General features: G+C 66.5%; 9 protein-coding genes. 3 read left to right on the plus strand and 6 right to left on the minus strand.

Features of this window, described 5'->3' with window-relative positions; all coding sequences use genetic code 11:
• Positions 1–10: 10 nt before the first annotated feature.
• The 3 genes from HU735_RS01705 to ycaC form a co-directional block, all read right to left on the minus strand.
• Complete coding sequence (locus tag HU735_RS01705; RefSeq protein ID WP_186712175.1) at positions 11–1,981, minus strand: amidohydrolase; 1,971 nt, start codon at positions 1,979–1,981, stop codon at positions 11–13.
• A 66-nt stretch (positions 1,982–2,047) separates the two neighbouring features.
• A complete protein-coding gene (locus tag HU735_RS01710; protein WP_082120339.1) occupies positions 2,048–2,614 on the minus strand; it encodes an antibiotic biosynthesis monooxygenase in 567 nt (188 codons plus the stop codon).
• Positions 2,615–2,732: 118 nt separating this feature from the next.
• Positions 2,733–3,362: an isochorismate family cysteine hydrolase YcaC gene (gene ycaC, locus HU735_RS01715; RefSeq protein ID WP_110735958.1), complete on the minus strand. Its 630-nt coding sequence runs from the start codon at positions 3,360–3,362 to the stop codon at positions 2,733–2,735.
• A 258-nt stretch (positions 3,363–3,620) separates the two neighbouring features.
• Here ycaC and HU735_RS01720 point away from each other — a divergent pair, with 258 nt between their 5' ends.
• Complete coding sequence (locus HU735_RS01720; protein WP_186712176.1) at positions 3,621–5,048, plus strand: mechanosensitive ion channel family protein; 1,428 nt, start codon at positions 3,621–3,623, stop codon at positions 5,046–5,048.
• A gap of 98 nt (positions 5,049–5,146) precedes the next feature.
• Here the strand turns inward: HU735_RS01720 and HU735_RS01725 are convergent, their stop codons facing one another.
• Positions 5,147–6,433 carry an FAD-binding oxidoreductase gene (locus HU735_RS01725; protein WP_186712177.1) on the minus strand — a complete coding sequence of 429 codons (1,287 nt, stop codon included), beginning with the start codon at positions 6,431–6,433 and terminating at the stop codon, positions 5,147–5,149.
• A gap of 132 nt (positions 6,434–6,565) precedes the next feature.
• Positions 6,566–8,056, minus strand: coding sequence for an aldehyde dehydrogenase family protein (locus HU735_RS01730; RefSeq protein ID WP_186712178.1), 1,491 nt, complete (start codon positions 8,054–8,056; stop codon positions 6,566–6,568).
• 135 nt (positions 8,057–8,191) lie between these two features.
• On the opposite strand from HU735_RS01730, the gene HU735_RS01735 reads away from it, so the two are divergent.
• Both HU735_RS01735 and HU735_RS01740 read left to right on the plus strand, forming a co-directional pair.
• Positions 8,192–9,091 carry a LysR family transcriptional regulator gene (locus HU735_RS01735; RefSeq protein WP_186712179.1) on the plus strand — a complete coding sequence of 300 codons (900 nt, stop codon included), beginning with the start codon at positions 8,192–8,194 and terminating at the stop codon, positions 9,089–9,091.
• A 173-nt stretch (positions 9,092–9,264) separates the two neighbouring features.
• Entirely contained in the window at positions 9,265–10,650 is a 1,386-nt protein-coding gene (locus tag HU735_RS01740; protein ID WP_186712180.1) for a VOC family protein, read from the plus strand.
• Between the two features lie 108 nt (positions 10,651–10,758).
• Here the strand turns inward: HU735_RS01740 and HU735_RS01745 are convergent, their stop codons facing one another.
• On the minus strand, positions 10,759–12,738 hold the full coding sequence (locus tag HU735_RS01745; RefSeq protein ID WP_186712181.1) for a methyl-accepting chemotaxis protein: 1,980 nt from the start codon (positions 12,736–12,738) through the stop codon (positions 10,759–10,761).
• Between the last annotated feature and the right edge of the window lie 183 nt (positions 12,739–12,921).

Here is a 12,921-nt window from a genome sequence, read left to right on the forward strand (position 1 = left end):
GATCAGGCCATCAGAACGCGAAGCAGGAACAACCCAACGCACCCCAGAAGCCCTGGTAATCGCTCACCGGCACACTGGAATGCCGCGCCTTCTCATGACTGTGGGCATGCACCCCGCACGGCCCGACGCACTGGTGCAGCGCCGCCGCCATCGGCGCACCGGCGCGCCAGTGCCCCGGCACCTTGGCCACCGGCGACCACTCCGGCAACACCGGCACCTGCGCAGGGCCCAGCTTGTCGAACTCGGCGGCGCCGTACACCACCTTGCCGTCGACGATGGTCAGCACCGACTCGATGCCCTTGATCGCCTCTTCATCAACGCTGAAGAAATCCAGCGACAGCGCCGCCAGGTCGGCCAGCTGACCGACCTTGATCTGCCCCTTCTTGCCCTGCTCGCTGGAGAACCAGGCGCTGCCATGGGTGAACAGCTGCAGCGCGGTCTCGCGGCTCAGACCCTCCGGATACAGTTCCAGCCCGCCGACGGTCTTGCCGCTGACCATCCAGTACAGCGAAGTCCACGGGTTGTAGCTGGACACCCGGGTAGCATCGGTCCCCGCCCCCACCGGCACGCCCATGTCGAGCATGCGCTTGATCGGCGGGGTGTGTTCGGCGGCCTTGGCGCCATAGCGGTCGACGAAGTACTCACCCTGGAAGGCCATGCGGTCCTGGATGGCGATGCCACCGCCCAGTGCCCGGACCCGCTCGATGTTCTGCGGGGTGATGGTCTCGGCATGGTCGAAGAACCACGGCAGGCCATTGAACGGGATGTCGCGGTTGACCTTCTCGAACACGTCGAGCATGCGCGAGATCGACTCGTCGTAGGTGGCGTGCAGGCGGAACGGCCAGCGCTGCTCGACCAGGTGGCGCACCACCGGCTCCAGCTCCTGCTCCATGGTCTGCGGCAAGTCCGGGCGTGGCTCGAGGAAGTCCTCGAAGTCGGCGGCGGAGAACACCAGCATCTCGCCGGCGCCGTTGTGGCGCAAAAAGTCGTTGCCATCGCCCGGCTTTACCTTCTGCGTCCAGTTCTTGAAGTCAGCCAGTTCTTCCTTGGGCTTCTGGGTGAACAGGTTGTAGGCAATGCGCACGGTCAGCTGGTCGTTGTTGGCCAGCTCCTGGATCACCTGGTAGTCATCCGGGTAGTTCTGGTAGCCGCCACCGGCATCGATGGCGCTGGTCAGGCCGAGGCGGTTGAGCTCGCGCATGAACTGGCGGGTGGAGTTGACCTGGTACTCCAGCGGCAGCTTCGGCCCCTTGGCCAGGGTGGCGTAGAGAATGGTGGCGTTGGGCCGGGCGATAAGCATGCCGGTGGGATTGCCGAACTTGTCGCGCTGGATCTCGCCGCCGGGGGGATTGGGCGTGTCCTTGGTGTAGCCCACCGCCCTGAGCGCGGCACGGTTGAGCAGGGCGCGGTCGTAGAGGTGCAGCAGGAACACCGGAGTGTCCGGCGCGGCCTGGTTGATCTCTTCCAGCGTGGGCATGCGTTTCTCGGCGAACTGGAACTCGTTCCAGCCGCCGACCACGCGCACCCACTGCGGGGTCGGCGTGCGCTCGGCCTGGTCCTTGAGCATGCGCAGGGCGTCGGCCAGCGACGGCACGCCTTCCCAGCGCAGTTCGAGGTTGTAGTTCAGGCCACCGCGGATCAGGTGCAGGTGCGAGTCGTTGAGGCCGGGGATCACCGTGCGCTGCTTGAGATCGATGATCTGCGTGGTGGCACCCTTGTGGGCCATGGCTTCGGCGTCGCTGCCCACGGCGAGGAACTTGCCGGCCTTGATGGCGACGGCGCTGGCGGTGGGCTTCTCGCGGTCAACGGTGTGCAACTTGCCATTGAACAAGATGAGGTCGGCGGACATGGGATCTCCTGAAAGGGCGGCATGGGCGGAATCGGTGAACGGCAATGCGCTCCACAGCGCGCCGGCGGCACCGAGCACGGTGCTGGTGGCGAGGAACTTGCGGCGGCTCTGGTCGGTAGGGTCCTGGCTCATGGTGCTCTCCGTCCGGGTGGGTGATCGGCAGGCGGTTGAAGGCTAGCAATGGATCACGGCGGGCGCTCAGCGGCGCAACCAGCCGGCACAGCGGCGCGTCACCCAGGGCATGATGTAGAACACCACGGGCAGGATGACGAACAGGTTGGTGATCAAGTTGCCGGTGATCTGGCCACCCAGCAGCGGATAGCGGGCAAACAGCGGCGCCAGCAGCTGGGGAATGACCAGGGTCATCGGGCAGATCACCAGGTAGGTCAGCAGGGCCTGCTTCCAGCGCGGCGGTTGCGCGGCGCCGACGCTGGGCGGGGTGAACCAGAACTCCGGGTCATCGTGCACCTGGGTTTGGTCGCCGTCTTCCAGCAGTGGCAGCACTTCACTGATCAGCGCCTGGCGCTCGGCAGAGTTGACCCAGGCCTGCAGCAGGCCGGCATCGGCGAAGCGCACCACGGTGGTGAAGTGGCGGCCGCCGTCGTCCGGGCGGATGACATTGACGTCCAGATGACCGGGCTGTTGCCGAGCGGTGGTCACGGCGCGCTTGAGCCAGGTTTCGTAGTGCGCCAGCGCCTGGGCACGGACCTTGTGCTGGATCACCAGCGTGACGACGCTGCGGTTGCCTTCGGTTGCGGTGTTCATCGCTGACATTCCCTGGAGATGAGCTGGCCTGCATCCACTGTGCAACAGCAGACGAGCGCTGGATTGGATGGATGTGCTGCCTTGCCTGGCACCTCGCGGGTGCCAGGCTGGCGGCGGCTTACTTGCCGGCGGTCAGGGCGTTGTAGCTGGTGATCAGGTTGCGGTAGTCCGGGATGTGGTTGGAGAACAGCGCCGCCAGCCCTTCGACGTCGTTGCGCCAGTCGCGGTGCAGCTCACAGGCCACGCCGAACCAGGTCATCAGCTGGGCGCCGGCCTGGCTCATGCGGTCGTGGGCGGCGTCGCGGGTCATTTCGTTGAAAGTACCGGAGGCATCGGTCACCACGAACACCTCGAACTCTTCTTCCAGGGCCGCCAGCGCCGGGAAGGCCACGCACACTTCGGTCACCACGCCAGCGATGATCAGCTGTTTCTTGCCGGTGGCCTTCACTGCCTTGACGAAGTCTTCGTTGTCCCAGGCGTTGATCTGGCCGGGGCGGGCGATGTACGGGGCATCCGGGAACAGTTCCTTGAGTTCCGGCACCAGCGGGCCGTTGGGGCCTTGCTCGAAGCTGGTGGTGAGGATGGTCGGCAGGTTGAAGTACTTGGCCAGGTCAGCCAGGGCCAGGACGTTGTTCTTGAAGCGGTCCGGCTCGATGTCGCGGACCAGGGACAGCAGGCCGGCCTGGTGGTCGACCAGCAGTACGGCGGCGTCATCTTTGTTCAGGCGGTTGTATTTGAAGTTGTTCATTGCCGGTGCTCCTTGGGTTTCGATCTTCAGTGGGTTGGGTGTTTCGCGTTGATGGGAGAAGATTAAAACCTGGACCTTTGTGGCGGTAGATAGTGAAATTTGGCTGTAGCGTTCTATTTTACGAACGATGAATTGGCGTTGCCTGTTCTGGCCTTTTCGTGGGGCAAGCCCGCGATTGCGATACCCGCAGACAGTCATTGCCCGCCACCCCAACCTGCTCTATTACTACCCACAGCCCTCCCCCGCACCGAGACCACCATGCTGGCGTTCATCCAGTCATACCCGCTGTTGCTCGGCACCTTGCTGATCCTGCTCGACCTGCTGCTCTGGCAGCTGATTCCGCTGCACCACCGGGCCTGGCGCATCGCCACGCGGCTGGTGTGTTTCCTGGTGTTCAGCACGGTGCTGCTGACGGCGGGCATGAGCCCGCTGCAACCCCCGCCCTGGGCCGACGATGTCTCGCGCAACCTGATGGCCACGGTGCTGGCGATCGGCTGGTGGCTGTTCGGCGCACGCACGGTGACGGTGGTGTTCGGCCTGTTGCTGGTGGCACGCGGCAGCCACGGCGGGCGCCTGCTGCAGGATGTGGTCGGGGCGCTGATCTTCCTGGTCGCGGCGGTGGCGGCGGCGGCCTATGTGATGCAACTGCCGGTCAAGGGCCTGCTGGCCACCTCCGGGGTGATGGCCATCGTCATCGGCCTGGCGTTGCAGAGCACCCTGGCCGACGTGTTCTCCGGCATCGTGCTGAACACCACGCGGCCCTACCAGATCGGCGACGCGATCTCGATCGACGGCACCGAGGGCAAGGTGGTCGACATCGATTGGCGGGCCACCCGCCTGATCACCGGCAACAGCAGCCTGGCGGTGATCCCCAACTCGGTGGCGGCCAAGGCCAAGATCCTCAATTTCAGCCGCCCGGCCGAGGTGCATGGAGTGTCGATCAGCGTGGTGGTGCCGGCCAAGGTGCGTCCGCAGCGGGTGTTCGATGCGCTGGAAAAGACCCTGCAGGGCACCAGCATCCTGCTCGACAAGCCGGCGCCCAAGGTCACGGTGAAGGCTTCGAGCCTGGAGTCGGTGGAGTACGAGGCCAGCGGCTTCATCGCCGAGATGTCGCGCAAGACCGAGGTGCGCAACCAGCTGTTCGACCTGGCCCACCGCCACCTGGAGGCCAGCGGCGTGACCTGGAACACCGAGCTTGGCGCCCCCGTGCGCAGTCGCCAGCGCGAACTGCTGGAGGAAGTGCGGGTGTTCCGCTCACTGAGCAACGAAGAGCGCGATGCCCTGAGCCAGCGCATGACCACGGTGGAATACCTGGCCGACCAGGTCATCCTCGGCATCGGCGAGCGCTCGGAGCATGTGCTGCTGATCAGCCGTGGCGTGGTGCTGGCCTCGGTGCGCGATGGCGAGCGGTTGATCGAAGGCGGGCGCATGGGGCCTGGGGAGGTGCTGGGGCTGGAGGGGCTGGTGGATGACGAGGCGTCGCCGGTCGAGTTCCGCGCCCTGAGCGGCTGCATGCTCTATCGCATCGACAAGGAACAGGTGCGCGGTTGCCTGGCCGAGAGCGGGGATGTGAAGTCGGCGCTGACCAAGCTGCAGCGGTTCCGCCGGCAGAAGCGCGAGTCACTGCTGCTGCAGAAGCCGGCGGTGGTGAAGAAAGGTGGGTTCCTGAGCTGGTTGCACAAATGACCTGACCATCTGCGCCGCCTTCTTCGCGGGTAACCCGCTCCCACAGGGTTTGCACGTCCCCTGTGGGAGCGGGTTTACCCGCGAAGAAGGCGGCGCGATTACAGCACCACACGCAGACACTGCCCTGCGTGATAAAGCGAAAAACCCGACTCGTAGAACGCCGTGCGCAACGACGGCGCACTCACCGGCCTCATCGGCGAGAACGGAATCGGCAGGCTGTCCGGGTCATCCTTGAGCAGGAACTCGGCAAACGCCCGACCGATCACCGTGCCGGTGGTATTGCCGCGTCCGTTGTAGCCGGTCACCGCCACCAGCCCCGGCGCCGGCTCGAACAGGCGCATCAGGTGATCCGGGGTGAAGTCGATGCAGCCGGTCCAGTGCATCTCCCACTCGACCTTGCCCAGCTCCGGGTAGTAGTGGCTCTGGATACGGTCGGCCCAGCTGCGCACGAACCACGCCGGCTTGTTGTCGACCCGGCCGAGGCTGCCGAGCAGCAGCCGGCCCTGGTCGTCGCGGCGGATGCTGCTGAGCACGGTACGGGTGTCCCACGAGCCCTGGCCATGGGGCAGGACCTTGTCGGCGGCGGCGCCGTGCAGGGGCTTGGAGGCGACCTGGTAGTAATAGCCGCGGAAGAACTGCTTCTGCAGGTTACTCCAGTCGCCTTCGGTGTAGGCGCCGGTAGAGATCACCACCTTGTCGGCACGCACCGCGCCGCGCGCGGTCTTCACTCGCCAGACGTCGCCGTCACGCTTCAGGCCCTCGACCGAGGACTGCTGGAACAGCTTGCCGCCCAGCCGGTTCACGGCGGCGGCCAGGCCTTGTGTATAGCCCATGGGGTTGATGGTGCCGGCGCGGCGGTCGAGCAGCGCGGCGGAAATCTTGTCGGTACCGCAGTATTCCTGGCATTGCGCGCCGGTCAGCAGCTCGACGTCGGCGCCGCGCCGGGTCCATTGCTGGTGGCGGGCCTCGAGGTCGGCGATGCCGGTGGCGTTGTGCGCCATGTGCAAGGTGCCCTGGTTCCGGGCCTGACAGTCGATGCCCAGGCGCTCGATCATGGCGAACACTTCACCCGGGGCCTCACCGAGCACCTTGTTCAGGCGGCTGCCCTGCTTGTGGCCGAGGGTGGCCTCGACGTCGTCGGGGCGGATCCAGGTGCCGGCGTTGACCAGGCCGACGTTGCGCCCGGAGCCGCCGTGGCCGATCTTCCAGGCTTCCAGCAGGATCACCGACTTGCCCTGCTCCAGCAGGTGGATCGCCGCCGACAGGCCGGTGATGCCGCCGCCGATCACGCAGACATCGGCCTTGTGCTCGCCGGCCAGGGCCTGGGCGGCGACGGTCGGCTGGGTGACGTGTTCCCACAGACATTCTTGACGCAGTTCGGACATGGCCCGGCTCCAGCGATATTATTCTTGTTGCAGGTAAAAGCTGCGTGAAGCGGCCTTCGTGGGAGCGGGCTTGCCCCGCGATGGCGTCGCCTGATCGTACGCTATCGCGGGGCAAGCCCGCTCCCACGAGGTTCAATCGAAGACGATGCCTTGGGCCAGCGGCAACTCACGCGAATAGTTCACGGTATTGGTCTGCCGGCGCATGTAGCCCTTCCACGCATCCGACCCGGACTCTCGCCCGCCCCCGGTCTCCTTCTCGCCCCCGAACGCCCCGCCGATCTCCGCACCGCTGGTGCCGATGTTGACGTTGGCGATCCCGCAATCGCTGCCCGAGGCGCTCTGGAAGCGCTCGGCCTCGCGGATGTCGGTGGTGAAGATGCACGACGACAGGCCTTGCGGCACCTCGTTGTTCAGGCGCAGGGCCTCTTCGAAGTCGTCGTAGGCCAGCACGTAAAGGATCGGCGCGAAGGTCTCGTGGCGCACCACGTCGCTCTGGGCCGGCATCTCGGCGATGGCCGGCGACACGTAGTAGGCGTTCGGATACTGCTCGGCCAGCTGGCGCTCGCCACCGAACACCTGGCCGCCCTCGTCGCGGGCCTTGGCCAGCGCGCCCTGCATGGCATCGAACGACTGCTTGTCGATCAGCGGGCCGACCAGGTTGTCCTTGCGCGGGTCACCGATGCGCACCTTGCCGTAGGCGGCTTTGACGCGGGCGACCACTTCGTCCTTGATCGAACGGTGAACGATAAGACGGCGCAGGGTGGTGCAGCGCTGGCCGGCGGTGCCGACGGCGGAGAACAGGATGCCGCGCACGGCTAGGTCGAGGTCGGCGCTCGGGGCCAGGATCATGGCGTTGTTGCCGCCCAGCTCGAGGATGCTGCGCCCGAATCGCGCCGCGACACGCGGGCCGACTTCACGGCCCATGCGGGTGCTGCCGGTGGCGCTGACCAGCGGCACGCGTGGGTCGTCGACCAGGGCTTCGCCGGCTTCGCGGCCACCGATCACCAGTTGCGCCAGGCCAGCCGGCGCATCGCCGAAAGCTTTCACGGCCTTGTCGAACAGTGCCTGGCAAGCCAGGGCGGTCAGCGGAGTCTTCTCGGACGGCTTCCACACCACGGCGTTGCCGGCCACCAGCGCCAGCGCGGTGTTCCACGCCCATACCGCCACCGGGAAGTTGAAGGCGCTGATCACCCCGACCACGCCCAGCGGGTGCCAGGTTTCACGCATGTGGTGGCCCGGGCGCTCGGAGGCGATGGTCAGGCCGTACAGCTGGCGCGACAGGCCGACGGCGAAGTCGCAGATATCGATCATTTCCTGTACTTCGCCCAGGCCTTCCTGAGTGATCTTGCCGGCTTCGATGGAGACCAGCTCGCCGAGGTCGGCCTTGTGCTCGCGCAGCACCTCGCCAAACAGGCGCACCAGCTCGCCACGACGCGGGGCCGGCACGCTGCGCCAGGTTTCGAAGGCCTGTTGCGCCTGGTCGATGCGGGCAATGGTGTCAGCCTTGCAGAGCAGCTTCACCGAAGCGATGCGGCTGCCGTCGATCGGGGTGTGAACAGGGTAGTCGCCCTGGGTGTGAGCCGCGGCGGCAACGCCAAGACGCTCGAGCAATGCAGCAACCATCGTGCTTCTCCTTTCATCGGGTGAAGGGGTAAAAATGATGTGGGTCAGTATTAATCCGATTACACAGGTGCAACAAACGACCTTTATTCCGCATATCATTCCGTCAGGTAATGATTTCAGCCGCCGAGACCGCTTATGTCCAAACGCCTGGTTCCGTCCATGACCGCCCTGCAGTGCTTCGAGGCCGCAGCCCGCCACCTGAGCTTCACCCGCGCCGCCGAGGAGCTGCACCTGACCCAGAGCGCGGTGAGCAAGCAGGTGGCGCAGCTCGAGGAGATGCTGCGTCACCACCTGTTCCTGCGCATCCGCCGACGCCTGCAACTGACCCCCGCCGGCAGCCTGTACCTGGCCGAGGTGAACAAGATCCTCACCCAGGTGGACATGTCCAGCCGCTATGTCCTGAGCTATGGCTCGCAGACCGAAGTATTGAAGGTAGCCACTCAACCGAGTTTCGGCGTGCGCTGGCTGATTCCGCACCTCAAAGGCTTCGGCAAGCGCCACCCGAACATCCACCTGGATATCCGCAACGAGATGGAGCCGTTCTCCCTGCTGCAGGGGTCGGCCGACGTGGTGTTCTTCTATGGCCAGGGCACCTGGCCCGGGGCGACCTGCGTCGAGCTGTTCGGCGAAGAGGTGGTGCCGGTGTGCGCGCCGGAACTGTTGCAAGGCCGCACGCTGCCTGACGCGGGCGCGGTGGCGGAGCTGGTATTGCTGCAGAGCACCTCGCGCCCGGAGGCCTGGCACGCGTGGTTCCTGGAGCAGGGGCTGCACACCGACAACAGCTACCACGGGCCGCGCTTCGACACCTTCTACATGGCCTTGAGCGCGGCGCAGGCGGGGTGCGGGGTGGCGCTGGTGCCGCGGTACCTGGTGGCCCGGGAGCTGGCCGAGGGCAGCCTGGTGCTGGCCTGGGACCATGCGATGAAGAGCAATGGCGCGCATTACCTGGCGTATGCCGAGCATGCGGCGGAAGTGCCGAAGGTGCGGGCGTTGGTGGAGTGGGTTGCCGAGCAGATCCAGCGGCGCGACCACTGACGCCATCGCGGGGCAAGCCCGCTCCCACACAGTTCGTGGGAGCGGGCTTGCCCCGCGATAGGGTCGTCAAGGTCGATCAAAAATGGAATGAAACCCGCACTTTTTTTCGCTTGTACGCCAGCTCCATTCCCAGTTTTCATGTAAGTGTCCTCCACTCACCCAGGAAGCTTGCGATGCCCGCCCATGATTTCGTCAGCCCCGACAGCATCCGCGCGCAGTTCTCTGCCGCCATGTCGCTCATGTACAAGCAGGAAGTCCCCCTGTACGGCACGCTGCTCGAGCTGGTGAGCGAGACCAACCAGCAGGTCATGGCCGCACAGCCCAAGGTGGCCGAGGCCTTGCGCTGGACCGGCGAGATCGAACGCCTCGACCAGGAACGCCACGGCGCCATCCGCGTGGGCACCGCCGAGGAACTGGCCACCATCGCCCGCCTGTTCGCGGTGATGGGCATGCAGCCGGTCGGCTACTACGACCTGAGCTCGGCCGGCGTGCCGGTGCACTCCACCGCGTTTCGCGCCGTGCACGAACAGTCGCTGCACATCAGCCCATTCCGCGTGTTCACCTCGCTGCTGCGCCTGGAGCTGATCGACAACCCGCAACTGCGCGCACTGGCCCAGAGCATCCTGGAGAAACGGCAGATCTTCACCCCCCGCGTACTCGAGCTGATCGCCCAATGCGAACGCGACGGCGGCCTGGACGCAAGCGATGCCGAGACCTTCGTCCAGGAGGCCTTGCACACCTTCCGCTGGCACCAGGACGCCACGGTCAGCGCCGAGCAGTACCAGCAGTTGCACGACCAGCACCGGCTGATCGCCGATGTGGTGGCGTTCAAAGGCCCGCATATCAACCACCTGACCCCGCGCACCCTGGACATCGACGCGATCCAGCTCGGCATGCCGGCCAAGGGTATTCCGCCCAAGGCCGTGGTCGAGGGGCCGCCCTCCCGGCGCCAGCCGATCCTGCTGCGCCAGACCAGCTTCAAGGCCTTGCAGGAGAAGGTCGCCTTCAGTGATGCCCAGGGCAGCCACACGGCGCGTTTCGGCGAGATCGAACAGCGCGGCGCGGCGCTGACGCCCAAGGGGCGCCAGCTGTACGACCGTCTGCTGGATGCGACCCGTGAAGCCTTGGGCGGCGCGCCGGCGGAGGCCAATGCCGAGCGTTACAGGGCGCTGCTCGCGGAGCACTTCGCCGAGTTTCCGGATGACCTGGGGCAGATGCGCGAGCAGGGGCTGGCGTACTTCCGCTACTTCGCCACCGAGAAAGGCTTGGCCGAGCGCGGGCAACAGGATCGCCCGACCACCCTGCAGGGGTTGATCGACGCCGGGCACGTGCATTTCGAGGCCTTGGTGTACGAGGATTTCCTGCCGGTGAGCGCGGCGGGGATCTTCCAGTCCAACCTGGGGGATGATGGGCAGGCCGACTATGGCAGCAACGCCAACCGCGAGGCCTTCGAGCAGGCGCTGGGGTTGCAGGTGCAGGATGAACTGGCGCTGTATGCGCAGAGCGAGCGCCGGTCGTTGCAGGCGTGTGCGCAGGCGTTGGGTCTGGGCACGATGTAGGACTTCGCAAAGCCGGGGCCGCTCTGCGGCCCTTTCGCCGGCAAGCCGGCTCCCACAGGATAACGCGTACCCTTGCCGGCGAAAGGGCTGCAAGGCAGCCCCAGTGCACTATCGGTGAGTGCGGAACCGATCCACTTCCTGGCGCAACTGCCCCGCCAGCCCTTCCAGCTCGCGGGCCGTCATGGCCAGTTCATTGGCCACATCGCGCTGCTCGCTGTTGGCCTGGGCGATGCTTTGCAGGTTGCGGCTGAGCACCGTCGCGGTGCTGCTCTGCTCCTGGGTCGCGGTGCTGATCACGGCGAACTGCTCGCCCGCCACCCTGCTCTGCTCGTCGATGCGGGCCAGGGCCTCGGCCACCTTGTCGTTGCGCGCCAGGCCTTCCTGCATCAGCTGGTTGCCCTGCTCCAGGGTGCTGATGGCATGGCCGGTCTGCTGCTGGATGCTGGCGATCATGCCCGAGATCTCGTCGGTGGCCTGGCGGGTGCGCGCGGCCAGGCCACGAACCTCGTCGGCGACCACGGCGAATCCACGGCCCTGCTCGCCGGCCCGCGCCGCCTCGATAGCGGCGTTCAACGCCAGCAGGTTGGTCTGCTCGGCAATCGAGGTAATCACGCCGACAATCCCGCCGATCTCCTGCGAGCGGGCGCCCAGAGTGTCCATCACACTGGCGGTGCCGCCCAGTGCCTCGGCGATCTGCCGCAGGGAAACCGAGGCTTCGTCCATGGCGCTGCGGCCGATGCGGGTCTGCTGGGCATTGTCGCGGGCCATGCGCTCGGTACCGGCCATGTTGTCGGCGATGTTCATCGAAGTGGCGCTGAACTCCTCCACCGCGCCGGCCATGCTGGTGATCTCGCCGGACTGCTGGTCCATGCCCTCGCAGGCGCCGGACGACAGGCCCGACAACGAGCGGGCACGGCCACTGACCTGGTCGGAGGCGGCGCGAATATGCTCGACCATGGTCGCCAGGGCCTCGCCCATCTGGTTGAAGCTGCGGGCCAGCTGGCCGATTTCATCCTGGCTGGTGACGCTCAGGCGGGCATTCAGGTCGCCGGCGCCAAGGGCTTCGGCCTGGCGCACCAGGTCGCCCAGCGGGCGCAGCTTGCGCCGCAGCAGCCAGAGGGTGGCGGCCACGGCCAGCAGCATCGCCAGCACGCTGCCAATGGCCAGGCGCAGGCCGACGCTCCAGGTCACTTCGCGGATCTCGCCTTCGGGCATGCTTGCCACCACGGTCCACGGCCCCTCGGCGAACGGCTCGGTGACGCTGAACAACGGCTCGCCGGCGCCGGCCCAGAACTGCCCTGCTCCCGGCTGGATCGCCTTGACCGCCTGGGCTGCCGCCTCGCCGTCACGCACCTCGGCCGGCGGCACCAGCCACTTGCCCTGCTCGTCCAGCAACGCCAGCGAACCGGTCTGGCCGATGCGGAAGCGCTTGAGGTTGGCGAGCTGGGCGTTCTGCGCGTCGGTGTAGTCGAAGCCGACAAACAGCACCGCGATCACCCGACCACCGCCGTCACGCACCGGCACGTAGCGAGTCATGTAGTTGCGCTCGAACAGCACGGCGCGGCCGACGTAGGTCTGCCCGGCCATCAGCTTGGCGTAGGCCGGATGCTGGCGATCGAGCTGGGTGCCGATGGCGCGGCTGCCGTCCTGCTTGGTCAGGCTGGTGCTGATGCGCACGAAGTCGTCACCGCTGCGCACGAACAGGGTCGCGACCCCGGCGGTCATCTGCTGGAACTCGTCGACCTGGCGGAAATCGTTGTTCAGCAGGTGGTCGCCCAGGTACAGCGCCGGTGTCGCGGCACCGGCGACGTTGACCGTCTCACCGGCGTGCAGCGCCAGCCCCGAGGCGAATCGGCGCTCGAACAGGCCGCTCAGGCGCTGGGTGTTGTCCTTGAGCGAGCCGTGGAAGGTGTCGAGCTGGTCGGCCAGCAGCCGCGCCTCGCTGGCCAGGTGGGCCTGGCGGGTGGTGAGGTTGGCGTCGTCCAGCGAACGCAGGGCGAACAGGGTGCTACCGGTGATCACCAGCGCCAGCACGATGGCGAGGGCGATCCCGAGCTGCGAGGCGATTCGGGCACGCGGTTGAGACATGGCAAGGCTCCTGGCAAGAGGCCGGGATCGTCCTGATCACGCTGACCGCCCGCTGCATATCGACGGGGAATCGCGCCCTCTTCCGGGACGCTGGTGCAAGTTGATCGGCGTCTGTAGGAAATACTTGAGTACGGGACCGGGATATTCGCAAACGTTTTCTTGCCGCTGTGTCCCGTGGCTCTG

It is taken from the genome of Pseudomonas sp. BW16M2, assembly GCF_014268865.1.
GTDB classification, from domain to species: Bacteria; Pseudomonadota; Gammaproteobacteria; order Pseudomonadales; family Pseudomonadaceae; genus Aquipseudomonas; species Aquipseudomonas peradeniyensis.